Origin of the sequence: Actinomadura oligospora ATCC 43269 (assembly GCF_000518265.1) — a bacterium.
Lineage (GTDB): Bacteria > Actinomycetota > Actinomycetes > Streptosporangiales > Streptosporangiaceae > Spirillospora > Spirillospora oligospora.
On the sequence record NZ_KI912410.1, the window covers coordinates 730,394 to 757,138 of the forward strand.

A 26,745-nucleotide genomic window follows, 5' to 3' on the forward strand; every position below is an offset into this window, starting at 1 on the left:
CCTGGGATTTTCGCGTTCCGTCACCATCCAGCCACGGAGCGACGTACGGTAGGCCGCGACTCCTCAGGCAGTCGCACATCACTACCAACCGGGTTGCCGGTACCACCGGCCCGATCTGGGAGCTCACATGGCGACGAAGAAGCGGATCGACCCCCACCTGCGGACCTTCGGCGCGAGGGTCAAGAGGTTCAGGGAAGAGGCGGGGCTGAGCCAGGCGGAAGCGGCCAAGCTGGTCGCCGTCACGCGCAGCTATGTCGGCCAGGTTGAGCGGGGCATCACCCGCTGTCGCCGGGACTTCTCGGAACGCCTTGGTGAGGCGCTGGGGCGCAAGGACGAAGTCGCGGAAGCATGGGGAGACCTCGTCAGGAGCGCCAAGTACCCCCAGTACTTCGAGGACTACGCCAGCCTCGAAGGAACCGCCGTGATGCTCCGCCACTACTCCTCGGACGTGGTGGACGGGCTTTTGCAGGTCGAGTCCTATGCGCGTGCGCTCCTGCGCACCGAGTCGTCGCTGCAGGCGCGCCTGAAGCGTCAGGAGACGTTGGTTCGCGATCCAGCGCCCATGGCCTGTTTCATCCTGGACGAATCGGTGCTGCATCGGCAGGTCGGAACACGTGAGGTCATGAAGGACCAGCTCACATACCTGTACGAGGTCTCATCCCGAGAGAAGATCTGTCTCCAGATTGCTCCGACGGCCTACTATCGCAGCGTAAGTGGGTCGTTCTGTATCGCGACTCAGGATGATCGCGATGAAGCCGCTTATGCTGCATCGGCGTTCGGAGGCGAGACGTCTGAGGAGGCCGAGCACCTGGCGCTCGTCAATGAGGCGTTCGCCAACCTCCAGGCCAGGGCGCGCAACGTGGCCGACTCGCGAGCACACATCGGGAAGGTGCTTGAGGCGAAGTGGATGTGAACGAAGCTCAGTGGCGCAAGTCGTCGCGCAGCAGTGACAAGGGAGACGCCTGCATAGAGGTCGCAGGAATGACGGCTGGCGTGGCGGTCCGTGACAGCAAGGATCGTGACGGCGGCACCGTGCAACTTGAGCGCGGCTCTTTCGGTCAGCTTCTGGACTACATCCGAGGCATCGAGATGTCGTAGGTGCTAGATCGAAAGGTGCCAGTGATGTCTGAGATCTCTCAAGCGCGTTGGCGCAAGTCGTCCCACAGCAGCGACAAGGGTGACGACTGTGTTGAGTTGGCCTGGACGTGTGAGGGTGTTGCACTTCGGGACAGCAAGGCCCCGGAGGCAGGGAACCTGCTGATGTCACGCGATGCCTTCCGCAGTGCTGTCGCGCTGATCAGGAGCGCATAGGCGCGGCGTTGATGGCCTGATGAGAGCGTGAAGGGTTGAGAGGCCGTCTCGTCCGGGACGGCCTCTACGGGGTTCGGGCCTCCGCACGAGGACGTCCACGCTCAACTTCGCGCACGGTGCTCCTCCAGCGCGTCACGCTGATGTCCCGGACCAACCCCTTGGCCTCAGCCGTCCAGGGGCAAGGGGAGGGGCCCGTGTGCATGGGTCGCGCGCCGCAGGGACAAGCGCATCGGAGTGTCCAGAGTTCGTGGCTGCGGGACGTCTCGCCAGCGGGGCTGTCGTCCGCAGCCGCTGGGATGCGTCCGCCCCGCAGGGGCCGCTTCGTCCGGCCAGACCTCGCGTAGCTGGGGGGACGCCATAGAGGAAGTGGGCACCGATCGGGGAACGCTGGCGGTGCAGGGGGACTACATCAAGGGACACCGGACTTCGGAAGGTGAGGCGATCGTGGAGATCTCCGTCGAGCTGCTGTGGGAGGCCGTCCGTGCTCTTGGCTGGTGACGACTGGCGGAAGTTCTTCGACTCCTACCGGCGTGACGCCTTCCGGCTGGAGACGCTCCCCGTCTACGGCGTCCCCGAAGAGGACGAGGAGTTCCGCGTCTGGCGTGAGACAGGCCGCCTGGACATCCCCGAGGACGACCCGTGGCTCGTCCGCGTCCGCCGCTTCCGAGAGACCGGGCGCAGCATCGGACGCGTCCACGTGCTCATCCGCCCCCTGACGGAGTACCTGCGGTTCGAGTTCGCCTTCTACCCGCACAGCTCGCAGGCCGGGGAGGAAATCCGAATCCTGGACGTCACCGACCGCCCGAACCCGCTCGCCGGAGCCCAGGACTTCTGGCTCTTCGACGACACCCACGTCGTCCTCATGCACTACGCCGACGACGGCACCCAGACCAGCCGCGAACTCCTGGACGACGCCGACCCCACCCCGTACATCGAACAGAAGCGCCTGGCCCTCGCCCACTCCGTCCCCTTCCCGGAGTACCGCGCCGGGTGACCCTCGCCCCCGCACACTGGCGAATCGTCCACGACTCCCGCCCATCCCCACGGGACTGAGCCGCAGGTTGAGTCGTGTGACGCGCACGCGGGGCGCGTCCATCACCATGATCGGGACGGGCCTCACGCCCTCCGGGTTCCGGCCGACGCCGCAACCCGCCCGCCCCCTCGGAAGGACGCGCCCGACATGAAGCACCCCAAAGCCGCCCTCGCAGCCGTCGTCGCCACGTTCGCCCTCGCCCTGGGCGGCCTGTCCGGATGCGGTGCCAAGTACACCGAGCCGTTCAAGGACGCCCCGCGCTCCGGCAACGACAACGGCGCTCCCGCCGACCTCATCCGCATGCCGGACGGCTTCAGCAACGCCGCCACCAAGTGCGACCACGGCAACCGCATCTACACCGCCTACCACGGCGACCAGCCGTACGCCTCCATCGCCGTCGTCCCCCAAGACCCCACCTGCCACAACGTCACCCCCTGACGCCACCTGTCCACGACCGTCCCGCCCCCTCCCACAACGCCGGTCCCGGGCGGGACGCCGCGCGGCGGGGGAGGGGATCAACGGCATCAGGCGGCACCGCCGGGCAGTCGCGACCCGGTGGGCCAGGCTTCGCCGTCCGCCGCGAGGCAATGGTTCCGGTCGCCGTGATCACCTAGTGGCCGCGCCCGTCATCGCGACGCTGGTCCGCCCGGCAAAATCGAGAGCCCGCTCCGACTCGTCCGTGATGGAATCAACCGCCATGAATGCGACACAGCATCCCGCTCCAGACCAGGCCGATCTGCTGACCAGGATGGAGCAGAACCTGGCGGAACACGCCTGCCACCTGCACCGGCACACCCCGGGCATGACCGTCGCCGACACCGGCGACCTCGTGATCGCCGACAGCGGCCTCGACGACGACACCTTCAACATCGTCGCCATAGCCCGCTTCACCCCGGACACCGCCGACGCGCGCATAGCCGACACCATCCGGACCCTGTCCGCCAGGCGGCGCCCGTTCTCCTGGTGGGTCGGCCCCGCCTCAACCCCGCCGGACCTCCCCGCCCGCCTGACCGCCGCCGGCCTCGAGGTGTCCGAACAAGAAGTGGCCATGTGGGCGTCCCTGGACGAGACCCCGCCACCGGAGACCCCCGCCGGACTCGACATCCGCCCCGTGACGACCCCCGACGCCCTCGCCGACTACGCCACCGTCCTGGCCGCGAACTGGAATCCGCCCGCCGAGACCGTCCAGCGCTTCTTCACCCTGACCGCGAAACCCGCGCTCGCCGACGACTGCCCGGCCCGCTACCTGGTCGGCTACCTGAACGACCGTCCGGTCTGCTCAGCCGAGGTCTTCCTGCACGCGGACGTCGCCGGGATCTACAACATCGCCACCCTCGCCACCCACCGCCGCCGCGGCTACGGCCGCGCCATCACCCTCGCCGCCCTGAACACCGCCCGCACCCACACCCACAAAACCGCCGTCCTCCAAGCCTCAGCCGAAGGCCAACCCGTCTACCAAGCCCTCGGCTTCCACCCCACCGGCCACTTCACCGAACACGCCCTCACCCCCTAACCCCCACGACGATGCCAGCGCCGGAAGGACCGTCCGCCGCGAGGAAGAGCCCATGGCGGCGATCAGAACAGAGTCGGAGCCGCGTCGCCGGTCCGCTCCTCCCCGACGAGATCGGCGAGCGTGAGCGGCGGACCGTCCTGCGGCGCGGCTAGGTGGACGAGCAGGCGAGCACAGATCAGCGCGTCATAGGTGGCGCGGTGTGGACGCAGGCCCACCCCGATCCCATCCGCCAAGCCGAAGGCGTCGGCAAGGCTGCCGAGCTTGTAGGACATCCGGCCGGGCCGGAGGCGGCGTGCGGCCTTGAGCGTGTCCACAACTAGGGAAGGCGTGTAACCGGGAACAGCACGCCCGATCACGTCGAGATCGACGTGGGCGTTGTGGGCGACAAAGACCGCGCCGTCCAGATGCTCGCCGATCTCCCCGGCGACTTCTCCGGCCAGAGGGGCCGCGGCAACCTCGTCGTCGCCGATGCGATGAATGCGCCGAGCCATCGCGGTGATGGGCCGAGGCGGCCTGACGAGCCAGCTCCGGCCTTCACCGATCACCCCGTCCTCGACCGGCACGATGGCGATCTCGACGAGATCCGGCGGCCGTTGACCATTGCCTTCGACATCGACCACGACGTACCGGTGACCGTTCCATGGCTGGGTCATGCGGGTCTCTCCCATCCGATCCCAGCGCGTCCGCGCCAACGGAGCAGAAGCGGGCGTCGGGGCGTCATAAGCCTGAGAGGCGGGTGACGCTGCAGGAAGTACCGCGGCGGTTCGTCCGGCCCCCCTCAACACATGCCATCCGCACGCCCACATGAACCACCCGCACCCCCACCGCCTCAGGCCGCCCGCCGCCTCGTGGATCTGCGTTGTCGGAGTCCTGTGCGCGTCGGCGCAGCGCCCGAGCTGCTCGATCGGGCAGATGTAGCACATCGCGTGGACGCGATAGCGGCCGTTGTGGACCGGATGACCACGACGCCAGAATCACCTGCCCCCTGCGCCACTCGTCCACGCGAAGCGAGGGCCACGTCTTGACGCGCCGCCCCTGGCATCGGACCCTCCCAAGGGCAACCTTCGGCCATCGGTCAACCGGGAGCGCGGCATGGCACTAGATTTCGTGGGTGTTGATCCGGCGAACCCGGACGACGACTGCCCGGCTGTGTGGGTGGACTCGGAGAGCGGCGACTTCTTCTTCCAGGGGGACACCGTCACCGACCCCGGCGTCCTCGCCTGGATCAACTCCGACAGCCGACTCAAAGAGACCGAGTCGGTGGTTCGGCTTCCCGCAGCAATGGCACAGATCATCATGGAGGCGGCCGGTGGGGATTTCGAGCGCGGCAGACGGCGCTTCACCCCTGAAAACCACCCCCGCCCTGCTGAGGACGTACGGACGCGACGAGAGCAAGCCGAGCTTCCCTGATCTGATCGCGGACGCCACCTCGTCCGCCTTCCACCTGGAGCTCCACGACTGGCACATCACGGATGACCCTCGCTTCCTCGCCTGGAAGGAGGGACGCCCCCAACCGTCCGTTTCCGCGGGGAGCGCGTTCCAGGACGCCGTGCGGGGAGCTGTGAACCGCGCTGTCGACGTCCGACGCGTCCGGATCGTCTCCGAACCGGTAAGCGACTACATCCGCTGGGAGCACAGCATCACCGCCGACCACAACATCGCGATCGGTGAGGACGTTCGCTGGCTGCCCCGTTCCCAGACCTCGACGCTGGCCCTTCCCGGAAACCCTTTTTGGATCTTCGACGGCAGGGTCGTGCGGTTCTCCGTCTTCGACGGCGAGGGCAACGTCGTAGGGCATCAGTTCAGTGACGACCCGCGTGTGACCGCGCTGTGCTCCTCTGCCTTCGAAACGGCATGGGACCTGGCCATCCCGCATGAGGACTACACGCTCGGCTGAACGCTCCTCCCGTGCCCTCGTCCTCGTCTTCCAGTGCCCAGCAGGCCCGGCAGGCCCTTGCCGACCAACTGCGCGAAGTCCGTCAGGCCGCCGGCCTCTCCGCCAAGGAACTGGCCCTGCGGGCGGGCTGGCACGGGAACTCCAAGGTGAGCAAGATCGAGCACGGGACTCGGCCCGCCTCGTTCGCAGACGTCAGCACTTGGTGCGCGGTCTGCGGGGTCTCCCCGGAACGGACAGCGGAGCTCCTCGCCGAGCAGCGCGCGGCCGCTGGTATGTGGCTCACCTATCAGCGGCTCAACCGTGCGGGCCTCAAGCAGGCCCAGCAGTCGGTCAGGCCGGTCTACGAACGCGCCTCGCTCATCCGCTCCTACCAGTCGCGGACCTTCCCGGGGCTGATCCAGACCGCCGCGTTCACCACCACAACCCTGGAACAGGTGCGGCTGCGGCAAGGCGTGCGCCTCGATGACGTCGCCGCAGCGGTCGCGGAGCGGATGGACCGTCAGCAACTCCTGAAACGCGCTGGGCGTCGGTTCATCTTCATCCTCGAAGAAGCGGTGCTCCGTTACCGCCTCGCGGGACCTGCGGCGCATGCCGAGCAGCTGGGTCACCTTCTCGAAGTGATGGGCATGCCAGCGGTGTCCCTCGGCATCATCCCGCTGGACGCCGACCGCGTTCGGGCCCGTCCGACCGAGGGCTTCCTCATCTTCGACGAGGACCAGGTGTCCGTGGAGCTCATCTCCGGATACCTCAGAGTCACGCAGCCCGCCGAGGTCAGGGCCTACGCGCGAGAGTTCGCCGGCCTGGAGAAGGCTGCCGTCTACGGTCGATCGGCTCGCGACCTCATCGCGGCGGCGCTTGCCGCTCTTGCCTAGTCGGGGACAACCTTGGGCAACCTCATGGAGGCGTCCGGCTGCCCGCTCCTAGCGTGATTCCCATGAGCTCCGCGGTTGACGGGGCTTCGAACCGGCCCTGCGGATGGGAGAGCACTGTGGCTGCTGAGTCGAACCGCTACCTGTTCAAGGTCAGTACGTTGTGCAACGGCGAGAACGGCGGCTGCGGCTGCGTGGAGGTCGCGACCAACCTCGCGGACGCGGAGACCGGCGGGACGATCGGACTCCGCGACTCCAAGACCGGCGTCACGTCGGTGTTCACCCGCCACGAGTGGGAGGGCTTCATCCGAGGGGTGAAGGCCGGAGAGTTCGACATCTGACCGATGCTCCACCGGCCCGGTCCTCGCATCTGTCTCAGGGGACCGGGCCACGCGTCAACGGGGGCCAAGTGGAGACGTTCGACTACGACTACTGGCAGGGCGCGTCGCCTGTCATTTGGAAGCACCGGGGGCTGCACTGGCACTGCCACTCGTCCCGGATGGACGGGGAGACATACGGAAACGAGTCGGCCCGACGTGACCTGGCCACGGAATACGCCCCGAAGGCGATCAGAGACTGGCTGCGGAAACCGCCCGGCACGATCAGGCACGTCGCGACCACCCCAGAGGACGGCATCACCTGGCTGCGGGCCCAGTGGAGCCCGATCAAGGCCCAGGTGGGCCAAGAGGCCGACGCCATCCCCGACACCGTGCGCTTCGGCCGGGCCCTCCACGACCTGAGCTTGGGCAACGATGTGTGCTGGGCCTACTGGCTGAGCGGCTCGACACACCTCCACCTGGCACTGGTCGCCACGGCCCAGACCTGTCATTGACGCCCAGCGAATCGGTTCCGATACGCAGGGTTCTGGATCCCGTGAGTCGATAACTGCGCAGCTGGTTCGGCTGAGGTCGTTCGAAGTATTGTGATGGCGTGCCGAATTACTCAGCGGACAAAATTAGAACGACGGCTCTGCCTGTGCCGACCAGGCAAGGATCGTGGTGGGTTCATTCGTGGACGCTTGAGTCTTCCGCTGGGATCAATTTCGAAGATTTCCCTCTCCCGGAACCGATCATTGATTCCGAAGGTGCCATCCTCATCACGTTCGAGCCCGGGAACGGCGTGCTCGTTATCAGGGTTCGCGAGCCGGACGAAGTGATCTCGCGGGTGGCGTTCGTGCACGTCGCCCAGATCGTCACCCTGATCAGAGACGGCTTGGGGGTGGAGGTCGCCGTCAACGGCGACACGGAGAACCCCCTGTTCAGCATGATCAGGACGTGACACTCCCAGGCATGCCGCCGAGGGACTGTGTTGGGGACGTCCGCCACCTGTGGAGGCTCGATCGTCCCAGGTGGGAGGGGGTGTGGCCGGATGTGGCCACGGAGGCATTTGCCAAATCGCGCCTTCTCTGGCGATGCCTCGCAAGTCGCCTTGGCCTCCCGTTCGCCACCGTCGGTGACGATCAGTAGCTTCTCGTGACATGCCAGGACGACGACATGACGGCGTCAAAGCCGTCCTCCAAGCCCATCCCGAACTGTCCAGCTGGGCGCTGGCCACCTTCGCGGGCACCGAACTCCCCGATAACTTCCAGGTGGTCAGCGGCGCCGAGGCCTACAACAGGCTGCTCCGAGACTTCCGCGGCTTCCGCGCCGACGTTTCTCGGGCCGGAGGTCAGGCACAGCAGGCGATCTGCGTCGTCATCAAGGAGCTCGGGTCCGCCCTCGCCGAGAGGGAGTTCCGGCGCTGCATCGCGGACGCGGCTGCCTCGTGGCTCCACCGCACCCACGCCCCTGAGGGCGTCCACGTGGTCGTCTTCACGCCCGACCCGAAGGCCGACGAGTTCCCCAGGGAGGTGGCCCTCACGAGCGGATCCCTCACGCTCACCTTGAAGCTCTGCATCGTTGGTCCCAACCAGATCCCGCAGATCGAGACCGTCCAGCAGGTCATCGACAACCCGAGCGTGGCAGCTCTGTCCGTCATGGCCCACGGCCACCTGACCGGCACGTGTGAGCGCTTCTTTCAGGGCCTGGAGGACATCGAGGATCCGACCGAAGCGAAGAAACACGTTGCCGACGCGCTGGAACTGGCTCAGGGTGAGGCAAGGAGCAAACTGAAGGCGCTCTTGAACATGACCACCGAAAACGAGGTCGTCAGCGAGTTCAAGCGCGCCCAGCAGGCCATCGGCGAGGCCAAGGGCGAAGCCAGGGGAGAGGCCAGGGGCAAGGCTCTGGCCACGCTCCAGATCCTGGAGCACCGTGGCCTCAAGGTCTCTGCGGACATGTGGGCTCGGGCGGAGGCGTGTACCGATCCGGAGCAGGCGGAGCGGTGGTTCAAGCGTTCCTTCGATGTCGAGCGAGCCGAAGACCTGCTGGACTGACTCGGGTTGATGGCGGACGGGAGCTTGTGCCGTCCGCCATTGGTGTTTCTAGAGTTCGTAGTCCTCGGCCAGCTCGTCCCAGGCGAGGTCGGCGATCGCCGTCGCGGCGAAGTCTGGGACGGGGGTCGCGAGGTCGTCCTGGAACCAGATCACCGTCAGCCATGAGCCGTCGAATGCCCCGTCCGGGTTCGGTGTGACGCAATGCGAGGTGAACACGCCGCGACAGTAGAGCGCGGGAAGCTCCTCCACCGGGCCGAACGGCCGCCGTCCGCCCGACTTGCCCTCTGGGTAGCGGCGTGGCGGGGTGATCAGGTGGACCGGGCACGTGGGGTGGTCCGATTCGGGGCGCTTCGCCAGTCGTGCCAGCTTGCGATCGTTCAGCCGCGCGCACGGATACCCCGCCAGCAACCCGCCGTAGGTCGAGGAGATCTCAAGGCTGCCGAGGGTGACGCGGCGTCCCGAGTTCAGTGTGATCGAGGCGAGCTTCATGGCGTGATTGTCGCAGGACGTCCCCTTTCCGATTCGTCCTGGACGTTAACCTCGGCGGATGTCCCACGAGATCGCCCTTGCGAACGTGCTCGCCCACTGTGGTGGCGACCCTGTTCAGGCCGCTCATCACCTGTCTCGTGCGATCGCCGCCGCGCCGCACGACCCGGAGCCCTACGCGGCTGCGGCCGAGTTGATGGACGAGTTCGGCGAGCTTCCTGATGACGATGCGCGGGTCGCGCCGGTGGTGGCCTTTCGGCACTTTCTGGACGGGCGCATGGACGACGCGGTGCTCGTCCTCGGGTCGCTTGGCGGTGTCAGTCCCCGGTTCGTGTGGGCGGACGCGCCCTGGTTCGGTGACGAGCGATTCCTCTCGCAGGTCAGTGCCGAGGCGCTCTGCGAAGGGTCGCCTCGGCTCTTCGATCACGGGGCCGAGCCAGGGCAGGTGGCCGCAGGGCCTTGGCTTGGCGCGGCTCAGGCGGTCGCGGGCCGTCCGGAGGCCGGTTCCGAGGATCTGGCCAGGATGGCGATCCTGCTGCGCGCCTTCGGACGTCCGGACGAGTCGCTGGCACTCTGCGACCGCGCCGACGCCCAAAGCCGGACGGTCTTCACCGAGGTCGTCCGCGGGGGCACCTGGCGCGCGCTCGGGAACCTGGACGAGACGGCGGCGGCGTTCGCCCGCGCGCTCGACCTCGAACCGGACAACTGGTCGCTTCACCTCGACCTGTCCGACCTGCACGCCACGCGTGGCGACCACGGCGCGGCGCTCGCGTCCGCCGAGGAGGGGCTTCGTCACGCGCCGGACGAGCCCAAACTGCGGGCAGCCCGCGCCGCCTATCGGGCCCGGTTCACCCGCACTCCCGAAGCGCTCGCCGAGTTCGAGCGCGAGGCGTCCGAGCTCGGCAACGGCTACCGGGACTGGCTTCGGCAGCAGGCCGAAGGCGGCACGGCGTAGGGGCCCCAGCCCGCGCGGGGCCGTCACCTGCGGGTGTTGATCATCCGGGCCGGTATGCCGGAGGATGCGCGCGTGGCGGTGTCAGGAGGAGGACGGGTGGACGACACAGAGGTGCGCGCCGAGCTGGAGCGGGTTCAGGGGCAGATCTCCGAGGAGGAGAGCGTCCCGAACCCCGACCTCCAGGCGAACCTTCGGCGGATGAACCTGCAGCTCCGCGCCGCCTGGCTGCTCGTCGCGGACGGACGGTACGACGACGCGATCAAGGCCGCCGAGGCCGGGAACCACGCCCGGAACGCGGCGATGGCGGCGTCCTCGGGGCCGGGCTACGGCGGGGCCGTCTCGTGGGAGGCGTGCGAGGTCGAAGCCGTCACCTGGCTCGCGAGAGGAAAGTGGCGGCGTGCCGAGAAGGCCACGCTGCGGGCGCTCAGCGACTTCGACGAGCAGGTCGACAACTACCGGCTCTTCGAACTCGCGCAGCAAGGCCAGGGGAAGCTTCACCCGGACCGGATCTGGAAGGAGTCGCAGGATCCGGCTCGCGACCTGGCCGAGTTCGACGCCCGACGCTACGCGCTCAAGAAGCTCGACCCCGAAGGCTGAGAGGTAGCGTCCACGTGTGATCACGAGGGCGCTGGCCAAGAACGTCGTAGAGGTGTGGGGCGCGGACGGCGAGCGGTGGCTGAACGACCTGCCCGCCACGCTCGCCGCCGTCGCCCGCGACTGGGAACTGACGCTCGGCGAGCCGTACGAGCTTTCCTACCACTACGTGACCAGGGCGAACGCGGCGGACGGCACCCCGGCCGTCCTCAAGCTCGGCCTTCCGGACGCGGAGTCGCTGACCGGTGAGATCCCGGCCCTGCGAGCGTTCGACGGACGCGGGGCCGTCCGCGTCATCCGGGACGACCTGGCGCGCGGCGCGCTGCTCCTCGAACGGGCCACGCCCGGCACGCGCCTGCGCGACCTCGTGCCCAAGCGCGACGAAGAAGCGACGTCCGCGCTGGTCAGCGTGATGCGGCGGCTGCACGTCCCGCCGCCGGACGGCTGCGAACTCCCGGACGCGATCACCCAGGTCAGCGCCTTCGACGACTACGCGCGCAGGCTCGGCGAGAACGGTCCGCTGCCGCTCGACTTCGTCGTCCGCGCGGGCGGGCTCATGCGCGAACTGTGCTCGGACGCGGCCGGACGCGTCGTCCTGCACGGCGATCTGCACCACGACAACGTCCTCAGCGGGACGCGCGAACCCTGGCTCGCCATCGACCCGCACGGACTCGTCGGCGACCCCGGCTACGACACCGGAACCTTCCTCTACGACCCCGAACCCGACGACCGGGACGAAGCGCTCACCGCCCTCGTCCCGGCCCGCGTCGAACAGGTCGCGGGCGAACTCGCCGTCCCTCTCGACCGCGTGATCGCCTGGGGATTCGTCAAAGCGGTCATGTCGGACGTCTGGACGGCAGAGGACTGGAACCCCGGCGACACCTGGTCCCCGCTCAGCCGCGCCCACGACGTCGCCCGGTTACTCCGCCCGCGCCTCTCCTGAGGCGGTCGAAGCCAGAGCGGCGGGAGCCTCCGGGAGCACTTCGGCCCCGAACTCCTCGGTCAGCTGAGCCACCGTGGCCTCGACGTCCTTCCCATGAAGCGCCAGGTGGACGCTGCCCAGGGCCTCATGCCGGACGACGTGCAGCGCGGTGTCGTAACCGGGCGAGAGGTGGATGTCCTCCTGCCAGGTCCGGTCGATGTGGTCGCGGCTGATCATCATGACCCAGAACTGGTCGCCGACCCACCAGAGGACGTCGTCAAGGTCGTCAAGGGAGGTCTTCAGCCAGGTCACCGGCCTCGGGACGGTCCGCCCCGGCTCCCCGGCCCGGACGGTCACCCACTCCTGATCGCCCTCCACCGGACGCGCCGGACGCAGGATCTCCTCCAGCTCCCGCTCCGACGCGTCGTCGTGCATGACGACCGGCGGATGCCCCAGCTCGCCCGCGACCAGCCCGGCGTACTCGGCGAAGTGCCGGACCTCCTCGTTCTCGTGGTCGAGCGCGCGTTGCAGCAGGTCGAGGGTCTCGTCGTCCGGACGGGCGCCGCCCGTCGCCATCAGCAGCGCGACCAGGGCCTGCGGCGATTCGGCGAACGAGTCCACGAGTTGCGCGCGCAGCATCTGCTCGCTCCACGCCGACATGTGGTCGCCCACGGCGGACCGGATCGCGATCGCGTGCTCGGCCGTGTCCGCCCGGACGAGCACCGCCTTGACCCCGACCTCGTCGCACAGCACCTCCATGAGGAGGTTGTCGCCCGCCTTCCACACCTCGGCGAGCGTCTCGCCGCCGAACCCGCCCGTCCCGTACTGCTCGAACGACAGGCCCGTCGCGTCCCCGACCGCCGCGAGGAGCGCGTCGTCCACCTCGTCCTCAAGCCGGATGACCAGGGCACACCAGTACCGGCCGCCCTCCACGGTCTGAAGCATCGTTCGTCCACCTTCGGGAGCCCGAAAAGCCGTCAGCGTAGTGACGGGTGGCGTTCCGTGAGGGGAGATCACCCAATCGTCAAGGGGTCTTGACGTCAGGGCATCCTGACGCGCATGCTCGTCCCATGGGAACCGTGGACGAGCTCGAAACGCAGTACACGCTGGTGGCCGCCGTCGCCCGCTTCGACGACCTGCGCACCCGCGAGATCATCGCGGACGAGGCGCTCACCCAGGCGGAAGCCCTCGAACTCCTCGCGCTCGGCGAGGTCATCGCCCGCAAGGCCGGGTACGGACGCCAGCTCACCGTCCGGACGGCCCGTCAGGCGGGCGCGTCCTGGTCGCAGATCGGCGGCGCGCTCGGCACCACCAAGCAGGCCGCCTGGGAGGCCCACCAGCGCTGGATCGACGACCAGGCCAAGCGTCCCGAACCCGGCCACCTGGGCTGGGACGACGACGAACTCGCCGCCGCCCGAACCCTCGCAGGCGACGCCTAGCCTCCTCGACGCTAGGCGTCGCGCAAGCGGAACAGCAGCGCACCAAGACACAGGCACCCCACGGCGTACAAGGCCAGCACGCCCAGCCCGTGCCAGGGGGACAGCGGCAGCTCCGCGAGGTTCTTGGTCGCCTGCACCGACAGCCCGGCCTTCATCGGCGCGTACTTCTCCAGCCGCCGCTTCCAGTGCTCGGACGACACCAGCCGCGTCAGGATCGGCACCGCGTACAGGACGCTCAGGACCGTGATGATCGCGGCCCCGGAGTCGCGCAGCGCCGTCGCCAGCCCGAGACTCAGCAGGGCGACGAGCCCCAGGTAGAGGACGGTCCCGGCGGCGGCGCGCAGCGTGGCCCCGTCCGCGAGCGCGAACGAGTCGAGACCGTCCGACGCCAGGACGACCCGTCCGATCAGCAGCGACCCGACGACGCCCACCACCCCGGCGACCACAGCGAAACCGCAGACCACCAGCGACTTCGCCGCCAGCACCCGCAGCCGCCCAGGCATCGCGACCAGCGTCGGGCCGATCGTGCCCGTCCCGTACTCGGCACCGACCGCGAGGCAGGCGAGGACGACCATCGTCGCCTGCCCGTACTGGACGCCGCCCAGCACCAGCTTCGGAAGGTCCTGCGGACCGTCCGAAACCCCGGTCCCCGCCGTGACGAGCGCCCCGACCAGGACGGTCAGCGCGGGCGTCGCGAGCAGCAGCCACGCCGTGCTGGACAGCGTCCGCAACTTCGTCCACTCGGCGTGCAGTTCGCGCCTCACGCGTCCCTCCGGCGCAGCAGCCACCACGCGAGCACCATCGCGACCAGCACGTACAGGCACGGGACGGCCAGTCCGGCCCACGGCGAGAGCGGGTAGCAGCCGTCCTCGGGCAGGCACAGGTCCGCCGTGAACGCGTAGTGCGGCTGGCTCTGCTGGACGGCGAACCCGGCCGCCGGCGTCACGCTCATCAGGAACCGCGACGCGCCGATCGGCAGCGCGGGAGCCAGGATCTGCGGGACCAGCACGATGACCAGCACCACGGCGATCGCCGCCGCGCTGTGCCGGAACACCGCCCCGAACGCCATCGCGAGGACGGCCACCAGCGCGACCAGCAGCGCCGACCCGATGATCGCCCGGAGCACCTCCGGATCCGACAGGCTCCAGCTCGGGAACCCCGGCGGCTTGAACCCGGACGACCGGATCCTCGACTCCGCCATCGGGAACGCCACCGCCAGCGCGACCGCCGACACGGCGAACACCGTCACGCCCAGCACCAGCCCCTTCGCGACCAGCATCCCGCCGCGTCGCGGAAGCGCCGTGAACGTCGTCCGGACGAGCCCGTGCCGGAACTCGGACGTCATGGACAGCGCCCCCACGGCCACCACCACGAGCATCCCGACGAGCGCGCCCTGCAACCCCTTCTGCACCAGGTCCATGCCGTGCGGCTCGGGCGCGATCTCACCCGATCCGGTCACCGTGATCGTCCCGGCGGAGATCGACGAGCCGTCCTTGACGTCCGGCGCGTCGTTCCCGCCGGTCTGTGCGGGACCGCCGCCGCCAGGCAGCCCGTTCGTGGGGGACTCGCCGACGGTCGTGCCCGTCCACGTGCCGGGGTGCGTGCCCGTGACGTCCACGTTGTCGAAGGTCCCGACCGCGTGCGCGGGGACGTCGTTCACGGTCAACGACCCGAAGTGCCGCTCCATGATCGTGTGCGGGGGAGAGGTCGCGAACACCCCGGCCTGCGCGTCCGCCGGGATCCCGCGAGCCGTCACGCTGCCCGCCTTCGTCCACTTCGTCCCGTCGGACGACACGTACGCCGTGAAGCGCGACCCCGACCGCGTCAGCCGCAGCCACGACGCGCCTGAACTGTCCGCCGAGACCGTCTTGTCGTGCGTGAAGTCGTTCTGCAGCCGCACGCCGTGCCCGGCCGTCGACAGCAGCGCCACATAGGACGCGCCGGGCTTCGTCCCGGCCTTCACCATGATCCCGGCCTTCGCCCACGGCTCCGTCGCGGTTCCCTGGGGCCCGGCGGGCACCAGGCTCTTCAACGACGCCAGGTGCGCCGTGATCGTCCCGTCCCCGTTCAGCCCCTGGTGGACGAACCGGAACGCGTCCCGCACGACCTTGCCGTCCGGGCCCGTCGGCGGAGGGGCCTCCGGGCCGCCCGCGTGCTGCACGCTCCCGCCGGACGCGCCGAGCAGCGACACCACCACCATCGCGACCGCCGCCGCGAGCAGCGTCAGCGTCCACCGGCGGACCGTCCGCAGCTTCGTCCACTCGGCCCTGACCTGCCGGAACGCCACCGCACCCACGCCCGACCGCCCGGCGCTCACGTCCGTCCCCCCGGCGCTCATGACCGGCCTCCCGGCGCGGCCTGGAACTCGGCGGCGTCGCGCGTCAGCTCCATGTACGCCTCCTCCAGCGTCGCGCGATGCGCGCTGACCTCGGTGAACGGCACCCGGGACGCGCCCAGCGCGGCCACCGTCGCCTCCGCGTCCAGGCCCGTCACGGTGAGGGCGTCCGAGCCGACCGACGCGACCGTCCCGCCCGCCCGGCTCAGCACGGCCATGGCCTCGGCGGGTGCGGACGTCCGCAGCGCGACCCGTCCGCCGGACGCCGCCGCCAGCAGCTCCGGGACGCTCGTGTCCGCGATGATCCGGCCTCGGCCGATCACGACGAGGCGGTCGGCCGTGTCCTCCAGCTCGCCCATCAGGTGGCTCGACACCAGGACCGCGCGGCCCTCGGCGGCGAGCGAGCGCAGCAGCCCGCGGATCCACATGATGCCCTCCGGATCGAGGCCGTTGACCGGCTCGTCCAGCATCAGCACCCGCGGATCGCCGAGCAGCGCCGCCGCGATCCCGAGCCGCTGCCGCATCCCGAGCGAGTACCCGCCGACCCGGCGCTTCGCCGCGCCGCCCGTGAGGCCGACCTGCTCCAGCACCTCGTCCAGGCGGCGCTTCGGGAGCCCGGCGGCGTTCGCGATCCAGCGCAGGTGGTCGCGTCCGCGCCGTCCGGGATGGACGGCGGACGCGTCCAGCATCGCGCCTACCGCGCGCAGCGGATCGCGTAGCGACCGGTACGGACGGCCCCCGACGAGCGCCCGCCCGCCGTCCGCCGCGTCCAGGCCGAGGACGATCCGCATCGTCGTGGACTTCCCCGCGCCGTTCGGCCCGACGAACCCGGTCACCAGGCCGGACCGCACGGTGAACGACACTCCGTCCAGTGCGCTGACCTGCCCATACCGTTTGCGCAGGCCGTCGACTTCTATTTCCATGCTCACCGACGCTAGGTGGGGCGGCACGCGCGGCGCGTCCCCCACGTGAGCGGTCTTCGGGGTCCCCGGCGCGAGCGGCGGGTCCCTCACGCGAGCGATGGCGGGATGTCCGAAACCCCGGGAAGATGTCCAGCGTGTGGAGACGTGTCGGGCTCGGGGTGCTGCTGGCGGTGGCCGCCGTCGCTCAGATGACCGGCAGGGGCACGGACACCAACGCGCTCCTCTACGGGTTGCTCCTGTGCGTCTTCACGACGTTGCCGCTGGTCATCCCGCATGTCGGGCTCGCGGCCGTCGCCGTGTCCGGCGCGTGCCTGACGTCGCTCGCGGCCACCGGAAGCCTCACCGGCGCGGGCTGTGCCGCGCTCCTCATCACCCTCTACCTGCTCGGACGCGCCGGAACCTACGCCCTCGCCGCCGTCCTCATCGTGCCGCTCGCCGTTTTCGCGCTGCTTCCGGATCCCGGCTTCGCCGCCCGCGTCGCGGCCGTCCTCGCGCCCGTCGCCGCCGGAGCCGGGATCGTCCAATGGGCCCGCACGCAGGCCGAACGCCAGACCGCCGCCGAGCAGACCATCGGCGCGACCCTCCTGGAGAACACCGCCAAGAGCGAGCGCGCCCGCATCGCCCGCGAGCTGCACGACGTCGTCGCGCACCACATCTCGATGATCGCCGTCCAGGCCGAGACCGCGCGCCTCGCCACCCCCGGCATGCCCGCCGACGGCGCGAAACGCCTGCTCGGCATCGGCGACACGGCCCGCACCGCGCTCACCGAGATGCGCCGCCTCCTCGGCGTCCTGCGCGAGGACGCGGGGGACGACGAGCAGGCTGCCCGCCGCCCCCAGCCCGGCCTCGCCCAGCTCGTCGGCCTCGTGGACGAGACGCGCGAGACGACCGGCTCGGCCGTCCGGCTCATCGTCAGCGGGCAGGTCGCCCCGCTCGACCCGGGCGTCGAGCTCACCGCGTACCGGATCGTCCAGGAGGCCCTCACCAACGCCCGCCGCCACGCCCCCGGAACGGCCGTCGACATCGCCCTCCACTACACCCCGGACGCCCTCCACCTGCGCGTCCGCGACCTCGGACCGGGCCCGCGCGACGACGTCCGCCCCGACGCGCACGGCCTGCTCGGCATGCGCGAACGCGCCGCGACCGTCGGCGGCGAACTCCGCACCGGCCCCGCCCCCGGCGGCGGCTTCCTCATCGAAGCGACCCTTCCCGGACGGCCCGCATGACCATCAGCATCGTCGTCGCCGACGACCACGAGATCGTCCGCTCCGGCTACGCCGCGCTCCTCGGCACCCAGCCCGACTTCACCGTCACCGGCACCGCCGCCGACGGCTCCGAGGCCGTCCGCCTGTGCGCGACGCTCCACCCGGACGTCGTCCTCATGGACGTCCGGATGCCCGGAATGGACGGCATCGAGGCCACCGAACGTGTCCGCGCCGCCGCCGACCACACCCCGCGCGTCCTCATCCTCACCACCTTCGAGCTGGACGAATACGTCTACGACGCGCTCGCCGCCGGAGCCAGCGGCTTCCTCCTCAAGGACGTCACCGCCGAACGCCTCTTCGAGGCCGTCCGCATCGTCGCCGCCGGAGACGCCCTCCTCGCCCCCGGCGTCACCCGCCGCCTCGTCGAGGAGTTCGCCCGGTCGCGCCGCCGCCCGAAGACGACCCCGTCCGCGCTCGCCGCGCTGACCCCGCGCGAGACCGAGGTGCTGCGCGCGATGGCCGAGGGCTTCTCCAACCCCGAGATCGCCGCGCACCTGATCGTCAGCGAGGAGACGGTGAAGACGCACGTCAGCCGCATCCTCGGCAAGCTCGGCCTCCGCGATCGCACCCAGGCGGTCATCGCCGCCTACGAATCCGGCCTGATCGTCCCCGGCGCGTGAAGGTGTAGCGGGCACCACCACCGATCAGGGGGCGAGGCCGGTAGTGACGTCCGGACGCGGAACCTAGCGTCGAGAATGTTGATCAAGAAAGCTCTCACCAGGAGATCCGCCGTGCGCCTGACCGCACCACTCGCCCTCGCCGTCGCGGCCTCCGCCGTCGCCGCCGCCTTCGTCGTCCCTGTCCTGGCCTCCGGCGGCCCGGCCCCTGCCCCGGCCTCGGCCGCCCCGGCCTCGGCCGCCCCGTCCGCCTTGCAGCGGGACGCCGACGCGATCCGCGACCTCGGCGTCACCGGTGTCCAAGCCCGCGTCACCGGGCCGGACGGCCGTTCGCAGGTCGTGACCAGCGGCGTCGCCGACGTCCGGACGAAGCGGCCCGTCCCGCCCGACGGACGCTTCCGCTTCGCGAGCGTCACCAAGACGTTCACCGCCACGGTCGTCCTGCAACTCGTCGGCGAGGGACGCCTCTCCCTGGACGACACCGTCGAGCACGTCCTGCCCGGCGTCGTCCACGGCAACGGCAACGACGGACGGAGGATCACCGTCCGGAACCTGCTCCAGCACACCGGCGGCCTGCACGACGACATGCCGTCGATCGACTCACCGGAGTCCTACGACCTGCACCGGCTCGACACCCACACGGCGGAGGAGTTCGTCGCGCGCGCCATGAGGCACGAGCCGTACTTCGCGCCCGGCACGGACTGGAAGTACAGCAACACCGGCTACATCCTCCTCGGGATGATCATCGAGAGGGTCACCGGAAACCCCTGGGACGCCGAGGTGCGCGACCGCGTCCTGCGCCCCCTCGGAATGAACCACACCGCCTTCCCGGACGGGTCGCCGCGCATCACCGGCCCGCACGCCCGCGGCTACCAGCGGTTCGAGACCGGCGGCCTCACCGACGTCACCGAGAACCGCGACAGCGCCTGGGCCGGAGCCGCGGGCGGCCTGATCGGCACCACCGCCGACCTCGACCGTTTCCTCCGCGCCCTCGACGCGGGCCGGCTCCTGCGTCCCGCCGAGCAGGGGGAGATGCGCCGGGGCGTTCCGGTCAAGGGCCCCCTCGCCACCGTCTGGGCGGGCGCCAAGGACGGCCTCGGCCTCTTCACCCGCCCGCTGACCTGCGGCGGAACCTACTCCTTCCACTCCGGCGACATCCTCGGCTACAAGACCCGGAACGCCGTCACCTTCGACGGCCGCCGCAGCGTCGTGATCTCCATGTCCACGATGCTCGAGGACACCATGGACCACGCCGTCCAGCAGGAGAACGCCGCCTCCACCCTCATTGACAACGCCCTCTGCGGCACCCGCTAGGTCTGTGCGGCAGCCGTTGGATCTCTGCCGCAGCCGTTGGATCTCTGCCGCAGGCGTTGGATTTCTGCGGCAGCCGTTGGATCTCCGTGGCAGCCGTTAGATCTCGACGTCCAGGAATTTCAGGAAGGCGGCGGCGGGTGGGCTGGGGCGGTGCCGGGACCAGATCAGGCGCTCGACCCGGCCCGGCGCGTCCCGGACGCAGAGCCGCCGCACGCCCTGCAACCGCTGCGCGTAGTTCGCCGGGAGCATCCCGATCGCCAGGCCCTCCCGGATGATCTCCGCGATGAACTCGGGGGACGTCACCTCGAACGCGACGTCCCGCTGGACGTCCGCCGCCGCGAACGCCTGGTCCGACTGCGACCGGCCGATCGTGCCCGCCGCGAAGTCCACGAACGTCTCGTTCGCCAGGGACGCGAGGTCGGTCTCCGACGCGTCCGCGAGCCGGTGGTCGGGCGCGACGACCGCGACCAGGTTGCCGCGCTCCAGCTCCAGGTCGCTGACGCCCTTCGGGATCGTCCCGGGCAGCAGGCCGAGGAACCCGATGTCGAGCGAACCGTCCTTGACCTGCTCGATCAGCTCCTCGCTGATCCCCGCGCGCAGCGTGATCCGCACCTGCGGATACCGCTCCCGGTACCGCTTCAGGAGCGACGGCAGGTTCACGGCCGCGACGGTCGTGATCGCGCCGATCGCCAGCCGCCCGCGGATCTCCCCGGCCGCCGCCGCCACCTCCGCGCGCGCCCGCTCCGACGCGTCCAGCGCCTGCCGTGCCGCGGGCAGGAACGCCTCCCCGGCGGGCGTCAGCCGCACCCGCCGCGACGTCCGCTCGAACAGCCGCGCGCCCAGCTCCCGCTCCAGCCGCGCGATCTGGTGCGACAGCGCCGACTGGACGACCCGGCAGCGCTCCGCCGCCCGGGTGAACCCGCCTTCCTCGGCCACCGCGACGACGTACCGCATCTGCTGAAGGTCCATCCGATCAATCTACAATCGCGATCGATCGGATGAAAAGAATGCGTTGGACTCATTGATCCCCGATGACGCATTCTCTTGCCATGGCGATCATGACTCAGCGCCCCGCGCAGCGGCGGGCGACGACGAAGACGACGGCGGTGGCGGCCGAGGGCACCGGCCTCAGCCGCGGACTCCTCCTCCTCATGGCGGTCGCGACCGGACTGACGGTGGCGTCCAACTACCTCCCCCAGCCCCTCCTCCACCTCATCGGCGGCTCCCTCGGCCTGAGCACCGGCATGGCCGGGCTGATCGTCACCGCCGCGCAGGTCGGCTACGGCATCGGCCTCTTCCTCCTGGTCCCGCTCGGCGACCTCTTCGAACGCCGCCGCCTCGCGGTCACCCTCTACCTCCTCACCGCCGCGTTCCTGCTCATCTCCGCCGTCGCCCCCAACGGCACGGTGCTCCTCATCGGAACGGCCCTCACCGCGCTGACCTCGGTCGCCGCGCAGGTCGTCGTCCCCTTCGCCGCGTCCCTCGCCGCCCCCGCCGAGCGCGGACGCGTCGTCGGCACCGTGATGATGGGCCTGCTCCTCGGCGTCCTGCTCGCCCGCACCGTCTCCGGCGCCCTCGCCGAGGTCGGCGGCTGGCGCACCGTCTACTGGGTCCAGGCCGGGCTGATGCTCCTCATGGCCGTCCTGCTCCGCCGCAACCTGCCGACCCTGCACACCCCGGCCGGCATGACCTACCCGAAGCTGCTCGGCTCCATCGCCACCCTCATGCGCGAACTGCCGGTCCTGCGCTGGCGGATGGCCATCGGCGCCCTGTCCTTCGCCGCCTTCTCCGCCCTCTGGACGTCCCTGACCTTCCTGCTCTCCGGCGGCTCCTACGGCTGGAGCGAAGGCGCGATCGGCCTCATGGGCCTCTTCGGCGCCCTCGGCTCCGTCGTCGCCAACATCGCCGGACGCCTCGCCGACCGAGGCCGCGTCCAGGCCGTCACCGGCATCGGCGCCGTCGTCTACCTCGTCTCCTGGCTGCCCCTCGCCCTCGGCGGGCACAACCTCGCCTGGCTGATCGTCGGCATCGTCGGCCTCGACATGGCCCAGCAGGCCCTGCTCATCAGCAACCAGAACGTCGTCTACGCCCTGCGCCCCGAGGCCCGCAACCGCATCAACTCGGCCTTCATGACCGGCAACTTCGCCGGCGGCGCCGCGGGCTCCGCCCTCGCCTCCCTCGCCTGGACGCACGGCGGCTGGTCCTCCGTCGCGATCCTCGGCGCGGCCCTCTCCACCGCCATGCTCGCCGCCTGGCTCCTCGAGCGCCTCACCACCCGGTGACCCCGATGAGACCCCCGACCCGTCCACCTCGATGTAGGAAGCCTCAGACAGAGGCAGCACAGACCAAGCGGCGCCGCAGATCCGGATCCGATCCGGAGTGCGGCGCCGCTGTCATGTGAACCGTTCAGGGCGTCCAGTAGGCGGACACCCCGACGCGGAACTCGTCCCACTCGGCTTTGACCTCGACGACCCGCGTCCTGGGAAGCGCCCTCTCCACCGGATCCGATCCAAGAAACCGTCCCCAGCGGTCCATGGCCTCACGAGCGACCGCCTCGGCCCGTAGGGGCCCCTCGGCCTGGGCGACCGGGTACGTCGACAGGCTTCCCGACAAGGTCACCTGCCCTCGGAAGACGCTGTCGTGGACGTGCCAGCCCAGCACCGGGAGATCCTCCCCGAGCAGTGATCCGAGCACCTGGGCCGCCCTCCGCTGCTCACGCCGGATCTCCCCGGCCCCCTCGCCCACCCGGGGCGGCATGACCCCTCCGGGACGCCGCCGGATCCCGAACCGCCGCCGAGGCGCGTAACCGACGCAGGTCATCTCGACCCCGTCACGCTCGCACGTACTCCTGAGCCAGATCTCCGCGAAGGTCCGATCGGCCACCAGCGACTCGTCCAGGTGCACGGCCCAAGGTTCCAGGAACGTCCGAAGCTCCCGAGCGTCCGCGCAGTACAGGGCATTACCGCGCAGATCGACCTTGTGCGTGTGGGCACCGTCCCCCACGCTCCACATCAGAGGCGGCAGCTCGGCCCCCAAGAACCCGTCAAGCAGCCGAACCGCCCGACCCTGATAAATGAGCGCCTCACGAAACTCACCATTCACACCCCCACCCAACACCCCACGCCCACACCTCTCGGCGACGATGACCGCATGACGTTGTCGACGGTGTTCACGGAAATGTTCGGGTTGCGGCATCCGATCGCCCTCGCGCCCATGGGCGGGTCGGCCGGAGGGGAGCTGGCCGCGGCCGTGTCACGCGGTGGCGGGCTCGGCCTGCTGGGCTCCGGCAACGCCGATCCCGAGTGGCTGGCACGCGAGGCCCCGATCGTCGCCGGGCAGGGACGGCCGTGGGGTGTCGGCTTCCTGACCTGGGGAATCGACGTCCTGGGCGTGAAACGGGCGCTGGAGTACGAGCCCCACGCGGTGATGTTCTCGTTCGGGGACCCGCGCCCCTTCGCGGACGCCGTCCACGACGCGGGCAGGACCCTGGTCATCCAGGTCACGGACATGGACGAGGCGCGCCAGGCCCTCGACGCGGGCGCGGACGTCATCGTCGCGCAGGGCACGGACGCGGGCGGCCACGGAGCCCGGAACGGACGGGGAACGCTGCCGTTCGTCCCCGCCGTGCTCGACCTCGTCCACCAGGCCCAGGCGCAGGTGCCGGTGCTCGCGGCCGGGGGCATCGCCGACGGACGGGGGCTGGCCGCCGCCCTCGCGCTCGGCGCGGACGGAGCCCTCATCGGAACCCGCTTCCAAGCGGCGCGCGAAGCCCTCATCGCCCCGGACGTCCAGAACGCCATCGTCGCCGGACGCGCCGAGGACACCGTCCGCAGCGGCGCGCTCGACAGGCTCCGCCGCTCGCCCTGGCCGTCCCGTTACACGGCCCGCACGCTCGCGCATCCCCACCTCGACCGGCATCGCGGGCGCGCCGAGGACGAGATCGCCCGAGACCGGCAGGCCCAACGCGACTACCAGCGCGACCTGGAACGAGGGACCATCCCCGAACTGCCCGTCTGGGCGGGGGAGGGCGTCGACCTCATCCACGACGTCCCGTCCGCCGAGGATCTCGTCAGGACGATCGCCGCCGAGGCCGAAGCCGCCCTCATCCGAGCCACGCGTGGCCTCCGGGACAGAATGGAAAGATGAAAGACGCTCTGCTTCCTCGCTCACTGGCCAGGTTCAACCGGATCGTCACCAACCCGATCCAGGGGATCTGGGCTCCCTACCTGCCGCCCTACGCGGTGATCGTGCACCTCGGACGGAAGTCCGGCCGCGAGTACCGGACGCCCGTGGTCGCCTTCCGCCACGGCGACCAGCTGATCGTCGGCCTCGCCTACGGGGCCGACAGCGACTGGGTCCGCAACGTCCTCGCGGCGGGTCACGCCGGAGTCGAACGGCTCGGGCGCCTCCGGCGCATCGACAACCCCCGGGTGCTCGACGCCGACACCCCACCCGACCAGCTACCGGGCATGGCGCGCCACCTCGTCCGGCGCATGGACGTCCTGGTCGCCGACATCCGGCGGGACTAGGACGAAGGAGGCCCGAACATCGGCCTGATCCCGGCGACGATCTGCCGGATCATCGGACGCTGCTCGGCGGGCGTCCGCCCGCGCAGGTTCAGGACGGGGTCGATGCCGTCGTAGTACGGGGCCAGGGCCAGGAACGGCAGCGTCATCAGCAGGAAGGACGCGAGGACCTCGACGTCCGCGTCCGGATGGATGTCGCCGCGTTCCTTCCACAGCTTCAGCGCCGGGTCGATGACCTGGAGGTAGTGCTGGTTCGCGGTCTCGCGGATCACCGACCGGACGCCGTTGTCGAGCTCGAAGTTCGTCGCCGCCGTGATGCCGCGTTCCAGGGGATGGTCGGCGTAGAACTCCGACCACTCGCACAGCGTGTCGAACAGCCAGCCGTCGAAGGGCTGGTCGAAGTCCAGGCGGGCGATCCGCCGTTCCATCTCCTCGCGGATCCGCCGGGACGCCTCGTCGCACACGAACGCGAAGAACTCCAGCTTGTCGCTGAAGTACTGGAACAGCGAGCCCTTCGCGATGCCCGCCTCGCGCGCGATGGTGTTCAGGCTGCCGGTCGAGTAGCCGTGCTCGCCGAACTCGCGCATCGCCGCTTCGAGCACACGCTCACGCTTGGCGACGTTCAGGCGGAACCAGGTGGAAGTCGGCATCGGCCGTCGGCTCTCCGAAATGATCACAGGGGGTGTCAGAGTCGGTGACGCGACGGTCAGCGTAACCGTCCCGCCACGTCTTCTACACCCGATCCCCGATCTTCCGCAGGCCCTTGTCCACAAGGGTTTGCGCGCGTTCCCGCCCCCCTCCGGGCCCGTCGCTCGCGTCGCCGCAGGTAGACGCCCTGCCAGCCGCAGGCGAGCCGTCCGCGATCAGTCCGCGAGGCGGATGAGGATGCGCAGGACCTCGTCGATGATCTCGGACGCGTCGGACGCCGAGTCCGCCAGCGCGATCTCCCGCCCGGCCTCGCCGATCACCGTCGTCAGCACCATGCTGAGCACCGACGTCGCGCGGTCGCCGCCGTCCTCGCGGCGGAGCAGCAGCCGCGTGTTGCGCTCGATCCAGCGCTGCGCCCGGCTCCGCCGCATCAGCGAGAACCCGGACGGCCCCTCACCGGCGTGGAACAGCCGCGCGGCCGACCGGCGCTCCCAGCACGTCTCCAGGTACGCCCGAGCCCCCGCGACGAACTGCGCGATCGGGTCGTCCTCCCCGGACGAGCGCGCGTCCGCGACGGCCTCGGCGGCGCGGGTCTCCTGCTCGCCGGACAGCTCCTCGTACAGCGCCAGGTACAGCCCGGACTTGCCCCCGTAGTGGTGGTACAGGCTTCCGACGCTGATCCCGGACCGTTCGACGATCTCGGCGATGCCCGCGTCCGCGTAGCCGCGGTCGGCGAACACCTCCTGCGCGGCGTCCAGCAACGCGCGCCGGGTGGCGTCCGCGCGCGCCCACTGACGGGACACCGGCGCCCCACCGTTCTGCATCGTCCGATGGTCTCAGTACCAGTGGTGCGCCGACCACCACGACCAGGCTCCACAGGGGTCGTGATACCGAGCCTTGATGTAGGCAAGACCCCAGGCGATCTGCGTGGGGGAGCTGTTCTTCCAGTCCGGGCCCGCGTCGGCGAGCTTGCTCGCGGGCAGCGCCTGCGGGATCCCGTACGCGCCGCTGGACGGGTTGGTGGCGTGCTCGTCCCAGCTGGACTCGTGGTCCCACAGGGTCTCGAGCGAGTCCCAGCAGCGGCCCCAGCCCTTCATGGCGCTCATCTTCCTGCCCCACGCCTTGTTCTGCCTGGCGCTGGGGTTGGACTTGGCGAGCCGTTCGCGCTCCTGCTGCATCCTGAGCTGCTCGCGCGCCTTGGCGTCCCGCTTGGCCTTCTCCCGGAGCGCCTTCAGCCGCCGCTGCTGCTCCTCGTAGGCGTTCTTCTTCGCCTGCGCGATCACCCCGGCCGCGACCGGGTCCATGCTGGACGACGAGAGCCTCGCGAGCATGTCGTTGGTCGAGAACATGCCGCCGTCGGCGGCCTTCGGCGGCTCGCCCGGCCCCATCCACTTCGGGATGACCCACACCATCGCCACGAGCATCGCGACGATGCCGACGATCGTGATCGTCACGTTGTGGGTGAGGAAGCGCCAGGTCTTGCGCACCTTGCCGGGCGGACGCTCCCACGGGTTCTCGTCCAGGAACTCCGCCGGATACTCGTCCGGGCGTTCCGCGGAACGGGCGCGGGAGCGCTTCGGGGAGCGTCCGGACGAGCGCCGCTTGCCACGGCGCGGGGGCCGTGACGACGACGGCGGGGGACTCGTTCGGGTCGGTGCCATGCCCATACCTTGCCGCAAGCTCGGAGCGGGTCGTCCGTCAATCCCCTGGTACGACGCCCTGTG

34 protein-coding genes are annotated in these 26,745 nt (G+C 70.2%); 23 read left to right on the forward strand and 11 right to left on the reverse strand.

From position 1 onward, the window contains the following. Positions 1–127 precede the first annotated feature (127 nt). The 6 genes from P696_RS0135085 (at position 128) to P696_RS0135115 (ending at position 3,857) form a co-directional block, all read left to right on the forward strand. Positions 128–913 carry a helix-turn-helix domain-containing protein gene (locus P696_RS0135085; protein WP_026415986.1) on the forward strand — a complete coding sequence of 262 codons (786 nt, stop codon included), beginning with the start codon at positions 128–130 and terminating at the stop codon, positions 911–913. Continuing rightward, entirely contained in the window at positions 904–1,098 is a 195-nt protein-coding gene (locus P696_RS55195; protein ID WP_084338647.1) for a DUF397 domain-containing protein, read from the forward strand. The genes P696_RS0135085 and P696_RS55195 overlap by 10 nt, the downstream gene beginning before the upstream one ends. A 24-nt stretch (positions 1,099–1,122) precedes the next feature. After that, on the forward strand, positions 1,123–1,311 hold the full coding sequence (locus P696_RS55200; RefSeq protein ID WP_084338762.1) for a DUF397 domain-containing protein: 189 nt from the start codon (positions 1,123–1,125) through the stop codon (positions 1,309–1,311). A gap of 481 nt (positions 1,312–1,792) precedes the next feature. Beyond that, positions 1,793–2,305: a DUF6879 family protein gene (locus P696_RS0135100; RefSeq protein ID WP_026415987.1), complete on the forward strand. Its 513-nt coding sequence runs from the start codon at positions 1,793–1,795 to the stop codon at positions 2,303–2,305. A gap of 186 nt (positions 2,306–2,491) precedes the next feature. Further along, a complete protein-coding gene (locus P696_RS0135105; protein WP_026415988.1) occupies positions 2,492–2,782 on the forward strand; it encodes a hypothetical protein in 291 nt (96 codons plus the stop codon). A gap of 259 nt (positions 2,783–3,041) precedes the next feature. Beyond that, the gene (locus P696_RS0135115) at positions 3,042–3,857 is read left to right on the forward strand and encodes a GNAT family N-acetyltransferase (RefSeq protein ID WP_211245921.1); all 816 of its coding nucleotides are present in this window, start codon (positions 3,042–3,044) and stop codon (positions 3,855–3,857) included. Between the two features lie 62 nt (positions 3,858–3,919). Here P696_RS0135115 and P696_RS0135120 read toward each other — a convergent pair whose 3' ends face one another. Next, on the reverse strand, positions 3,920–4,510 hold the full coding sequence (locus tag P696_RS0135120; protein ID WP_026415990.1) for a 3'-5' exonuclease: 591 nt from the start codon (positions 4,508–4,510) through the stop codon (positions 3,920–3,922). A gap of 454 nt (positions 4,511–4,964) precedes the next feature. Here P696_RS0135120 and P696_RS55205 point away from each other — a divergent pair, with 454 nt between their 5' ends. The 7 genes from P696_RS55205 (at position 4,965) to P696_RS0135150 (ending at position 8,997) form a co-directional block, all read left to right on the forward strand. After that, a complete protein-coding gene (locus P696_RS55205; protein WP_211245922.1) occupies positions 4,965–5,267 on the forward strand; it encodes a hypothetical protein in 303 nt (100 codons plus the stop codon). Further along, positions 5,167–5,754: a DUF6879 family protein gene (locus P696_RS59135; protein ID WP_051468528.1), complete on the forward strand. Its 588-nt coding sequence runs from the start codon at positions 5,167–5,169 to the stop codon at positions 5,752–5,754. The genes P696_RS55205 and P696_RS59135 overlap by 101 nt, the downstream gene beginning before the upstream one ends. An 11-nt stretch (positions 5,755–5,765) precedes the next feature. Next, positions 5,766–6,626, forward strand: coding sequence for a helix-turn-helix domain-containing protein (locus P696_RS0135130; RefSeq protein ID WP_026415992.1), 861 nt, complete (start codon positions 5,766–5,768; stop codon positions 6,624–6,626). A 116-nt stretch (positions 6,627–6,742) separates the two neighbouring features. Next, on the forward strand, positions 6,743–6,964 hold the full coding sequence (locus P696_RS0135135; RefSeq protein WP_026415993.1) for a DUF397 domain-containing protein: 222 nt from the start codon (positions 6,743–6,745) through the stop codon (positions 6,962–6,964). A 68-nt stretch (positions 6,965–7,032) separates the two neighbouring features. After that, positions 7,033–7,455 (forward strand): hypothetical protein, encoded by a 423-nt coding sequence (locus tag P696_RS0135140; RefSeq protein WP_026415994.1) that lies wholly within the window; start codon positions 7,033–7,035, stop codon positions 7,453–7,455. Between the two features lie 98 nt (positions 7,456–7,553). Further along, complete coding sequence (locus P696_RS0135145) at positions 7,554–7,901, forward strand: hypothetical protein (RefSeq protein ID WP_157430101.1); 348 nt, start codon at positions 7,554–7,556, stop codon at positions 7,899–7,901. Between the two features lie 199 nt (positions 7,902–8,100). Then, positions 8,101–8,997: a hypothetical protein gene (locus P696_RS0135150; protein WP_026415996.1), complete on the forward strand. Its 897-nt coding sequence runs from the start codon at positions 8,101–8,103 to the stop codon at positions 8,995–8,997. Positions 8,998–9,045: 48 nt separating this feature from the next. Here the strand turns inward: P696_RS0135150 and P696_RS0135155 are convergent, their stop codons facing one another. After that, positions 9,046–9,486 (reverse strand): hypothetical protein, encoded by a 441-nt coding sequence (locus P696_RS0135155; protein ID WP_026415997.1) that lies wholly within the window; start codon positions 9,484–9,486, stop codon positions 9,046–9,048. Between the two features lie 58 nt (positions 9,487–9,544). Here P696_RS0135155 and P696_RS50170 point away from each other — a divergent pair, with 58 nt between their 5' ends. From P696_RS50170 to P696_RS50175, 3 genes are all read left to right on the forward strand, one after another. Next, a complete protein-coding gene (locus P696_RS50170) occupies positions 9,545–10,438 on the forward strand; it encodes a tetratricopeptide repeat protein (RefSeq protein WP_051468529.1) in 894 nt (297 codons plus the stop codon). A gap of 96 nt (positions 10,439–10,534) precedes the next feature. Further along, on the forward strand, positions 10,535–11,035 hold the full coding sequence (locus P696_RS0135165) for a hypothetical protein (protein WP_026415998.1): 501 nt from the start codon (positions 10,535–10,537) through the stop codon (positions 11,033–11,035). 16 nt (positions 11,036–11,051) lie between these two features. Next, complete coding sequence (locus tag P696_RS50175) at positions 11,052–11,975, forward strand: aminoglycoside phosphotransferase family protein (RefSeq protein WP_034488371.1); 924 nt, start codon at positions 11,052–11,054, stop codon at positions 11,973–11,975. Here the strand turns inward: P696_RS50175 and P696_RS0135175 are convergent. Next, the gene (locus P696_RS0135175; protein WP_026415999.1) at positions 11,952–12,899 is read right to left on the reverse strand and encodes a hypothetical protein; all 948 of its coding nucleotides are present in this window, start codon (positions 12,897–12,899) and stop codon (positions 11,952–11,954) included. The genes P696_RS50175 and P696_RS0135175 overlap by 24 nt on opposite strands. A 125-nt stretch (positions 12,900–13,024) precedes the next feature. On the opposite strand from P696_RS0135175, the gene P696_RS0135180 reads away from it, so the two are divergent. Then, a complete protein-coding gene (locus P696_RS0135180; protein ID WP_026416000.1) occupies positions 13,025–13,393 on the forward strand; it encodes a hypothetical protein in 369 nt (122 codons plus the stop codon). Between the two features lie 11 nt (positions 13,394–13,404). On the opposite strand, the gene P696_RS0135185 is transcribed toward P696_RS0135180, so the two are convergent. From P696_RS0135185 to P696_RS0135195, 3 genes are read right to left on the reverse strand one after another with little or no spacing between them, the layout of a single operon-like run. Then, positions 13,405–14,157: an ABC transporter permease gene (locus tag P696_RS0135185; protein ID WP_026416001.1), complete on the reverse strand. Its 753-nt coding sequence runs from the start codon at positions 14,155–14,157 to the stop codon at positions 13,405–13,407. After that, on the reverse strand, positions 14,154–15,731 hold the full coding sequence (locus P696_RS0135190; protein ID WP_026416002.1) for a DUF1349 domain-containing protein: 1,578 nt from the start codon (positions 15,729–15,731) through the stop codon (positions 14,154–14,156). Before P696_RS0135190 ends, P696_RS0135185 begins: the two co-directional genes overlap by 4 nt. Next, on the reverse strand, positions 15,728–16,651 hold the full coding sequence (locus tag P696_RS0135195; RefSeq protein WP_034488376.1) for an ABC transporter ATP-binding protein: 924 nt from the start codon (positions 16,649–16,651) through the stop codon (positions 15,728–15,730). The genes P696_RS0135190 and P696_RS0135195 overlap by 4 nt, the downstream gene beginning before the upstream one ends. A 134-nt stretch (positions 16,652–16,785) precedes the next feature. Here P696_RS0135195 and P696_RS50180 point away from each other — a divergent pair, with 134 nt between their 5' ends. From P696_RS50180 to P696_RS0135210, 3 genes are all read left to right on the forward strand, one after another. Next, positions 16,786–17,877 carry a sensor histidine kinase gene (locus tag P696_RS50180; protein WP_211245924.1) on the forward strand — a complete coding sequence of 364 codons (1,092 nt, stop codon included), beginning with the start codon at positions 16,786–16,788 and terminating at the stop codon, positions 17,875–17,877. Next, entirely contained in the window at positions 17,874–18,536 is a 663-nt protein-coding gene (locus P696_RS0135205; RefSeq protein ID WP_026416004.1) for a response regulator, read from the forward strand. The genes P696_RS50180 and P696_RS0135205 overlap by 4 nt, the downstream gene beginning before the upstream one ends. Before the next feature lie 111 nt (positions 18,537–18,647). Beyond that, on the forward strand, positions 18,648–19,847 hold the full coding sequence (locus tag P696_RS0135210; RefSeq protein ID WP_211245925.1) for a serine hydrolase domain-containing protein: 1,200 nt from the start codon (positions 18,648–18,650) through the stop codon (positions 19,845–19,847). A gap of 96 nt (positions 19,848–19,943) precedes the next feature. On the opposite strand, the gene P696_RS0135215 is transcribed toward P696_RS0135210, so the two are convergent. Beyond that, positions 19,944–20,816 carry a LysR family transcriptional regulator gene (locus P696_RS0135215; RefSeq protein ID WP_026416006.1) on the reverse strand — a complete coding sequence of 291 codons (873 nt, stop codon included), beginning with the start codon at positions 20,814–20,816 and terminating at the stop codon, positions 19,944–19,946. 80 nt (positions 20,817–20,896) lie between these two features. On the opposite strand from P696_RS0135215, the gene P696_RS50185 reads away from it, so the two are divergent. Then, positions 20,897–22,129, forward strand: a complete 1,233-nt coding sequence (locus tag P696_RS50185) for an MFS transporter (RefSeq protein WP_245627931.1) — start codon at positions 20,897–20,899, stop codon at positions 22,127–22,129. A 124-nt stretch (positions 22,130–22,253) separates the two neighbouring features. Here P696_RS50185 and P696_RS0135225 read toward each other — a convergent pair whose 3' ends face one another. Beyond that, complete coding sequence (locus P696_RS0135225; protein ID WP_157430102.1) at positions 22,254–22,850, reverse strand: hypothetical protein; 597 nt, start codon at positions 22,848–22,850, stop codon at positions 22,254–22,256. 147 nt (positions 22,851–22,997) lie between these two features. On the opposite strand from P696_RS0135225, the gene P696_RS0135230 reads away from it, so the two are divergent. Further along, positions 22,998–23,993 carry an NAD(P)H-dependent flavin oxidoreductase gene (locus P696_RS0135230; RefSeq protein ID WP_026416008.1) on the forward strand — a complete coding sequence of 332 codons (996 nt, stop codon included), beginning with the start codon at positions 22,998–23,000 and terminating at the stop codon, positions 23,991–23,993. After that, complete coding sequence (locus P696_RS50190) at positions 23,990–24,376, forward strand: nitroreductase family deazaflavin-dependent oxidoreductase (protein WP_034488380.1); 387 nt, start codon at positions 23,990–23,992, stop codon at positions 24,374–24,376. Before P696_RS0135230 ends, P696_RS50190 begins: the two co-directional genes overlap by 4 nt. Here P696_RS50190 and P696_RS0135240 read toward each other — a convergent pair. From P696_RS0135240 to P696_RS53295, 3 genes are all read right to left on the reverse strand, one after another. Continuing rightward, positions 24,373–25,023 carry a TetR/AcrR family transcriptional regulator gene (locus P696_RS0135240; RefSeq protein WP_026416009.1) on the reverse strand — a complete coding sequence of 217 codons (651 nt, stop codon included), beginning with the start codon at positions 25,021–25,023 and terminating at the stop codon, positions 24,373–24,375. The genes P696_RS50190 and P696_RS0135240 overlap by 4 nt on opposite strands. Before the next feature lie 213 nt (positions 25,024–25,236). Beyond that, entirely contained in the window at positions 25,237–25,845 is a 609-nt protein-coding gene (locus tag P696_RS0135245) for a TetR/AcrR family transcriptional regulator (RefSeq protein WP_026416010.1), read from the reverse strand. Between the two features lie 12 nt (positions 25,846–25,857). Then, positions 25,858–26,682 carry an aggregation-promoting factor C-terminal-like domain-containing protein gene (locus tag P696_RS53295; RefSeq protein ID WP_157430103.1) on the reverse strand — a complete coding sequence of 275 codons (825 nt, stop codon included), beginning with the start codon at positions 26,680–26,682 and terminating at the stop codon, positions 25,858–25,860. Positions 26,683–26,745 lie beyond the last annotated feature (63 nt).

Coding starts and splice junctions, on each gene's coding strand:
- P696_RS0135115 (WP_211245921.1), top strand. CDS start 3,042: ATGAATGCGACACAGCATCCCGCTCCAGACCAGGCCGATCTGCTGACC.
- P696_RS0135150 (WP_026415996.1), top strand. CDS start 8,101: ATGCCAGGACGACGACATGACGGCGTCAAAGCCGTCCTCCAAGCCCAT.
- P696_RS0135215 (WP_026416006.1), bottom strand. CDS start 20,816: ATGGACCTTCAGCAGATGCGGTACGTCGTCGCGGTGGCCGAGGAAGGC.
- P696_RS0135120 (WP_026415990.1), bottom strand. CDS start 4,510: ATGACCCAGCCATGGAACGGTCACCGGTACGTCGTGGTCGATGTCGAA.
- P696_RS0135240 (WP_026416009.1), bottom strand. CDS start 25,023: ATGCCGACTTCCACCTGGTTCCGCCTGAACGTCGCCAAGCGTGAGCGT.
- P696_RS0135175 (WP_026415999.1), bottom strand. CDS start 12,899: ATGCTTCAGACCGTGGAGGGCGGCCGGTACTGGTGTGCCCTGGTCATC.
- P696_RS0135190 (WP_026416002.1), bottom strand. CDS start 15,731: ATGAGCGCCGGGGGGACGGACGTGAGCGCCGGGCGGTCGGGCGTGGGT.
- P696_RS0135205 (WP_026416004.1), top strand. CDS start 17,874: ATGACCATCAGCATCGTCGTCGCCGACGACCACGAGATCGTCCGCTCC.
- P696_RS50170 (WP_051468529.1), top strand. CDS start 9,545: ATGTCCCACGAGATCGCCCTTGCGAACGTGCTCGCCCACTGTGGTGGC.
- P696_RS0135180 (WP_026416000.1), top strand. CDS start 13,025: ATGGGAACCGTGGACGAGCTCGAAACGCAGTACACGCTGGTGGCCGCC.
- P696_RS55200 (WP_084338762.1), top strand. CDS start 1,123: ATGTCTGAGATCTCTCAAGCGCGTTGGCGCAAGTCGTCCCACAGCAGC.
- P696_RS0135105 (WP_026415988.1), top strand. CDS start 2,492: ATGAAGCACCCCAAAGCCGCCCTCGCAGCCGTCGTCGCCACGTTCGCC.
- P696_RS0135245 (WP_026416010.1), bottom strand. CDS start 25,845: ATGCAGAACGGTGGGGCGCCGGTGTCCCGTCAGTGGGCGCGCGCGGAC.
- P696_RS50190 (WP_034488380.1), top strand. CDS start 23,990: ATGAAAGACGCTCTGCTTCCTCGCTCACTGGCCAGGTTCAACCGGATC.
- P696_RS0135230 (WP_026416008.1), top strand. CDS start 22,998: ATGACGTTGTCGACGGTGTTCACGGAAATGTTCGGGTTGCGGCATCCG.
- P696_RS50185 (WP_245627931.1), top strand. CDS start 20,897: ATGGCGATCATGACTCAGCGCCCCGCGCAGCGGCGGGCGACGACGAAG.
- P696_RS0135155 (WP_026415997.1), bottom strand. CDS start 9,486: ATGAAGCTCGCCTCGATCACACTGAACTCGGGACGCCGCGTCACCCTC.
- P696_RS0135195 (WP_034488376.1), bottom strand. CDS start 16,651: ATGGAAATAGAAGTCGACGGCCTGCGCAAACGGTATGGGCAGGTCAGC.
- P696_RS0135085 (WP_026415986.1), top strand. CDS start 128: ATGGCGACGAAGAAGCGGATCGACCCCCACCTGCGGACCTTCGGCGCG.
- P696_RS53295 (WP_157430103.1), bottom strand. CDS start 26,682: ATGGCACCGACCCGAACGAGTCCCCCGCCGTCGTCGTCACGGCCCCCG.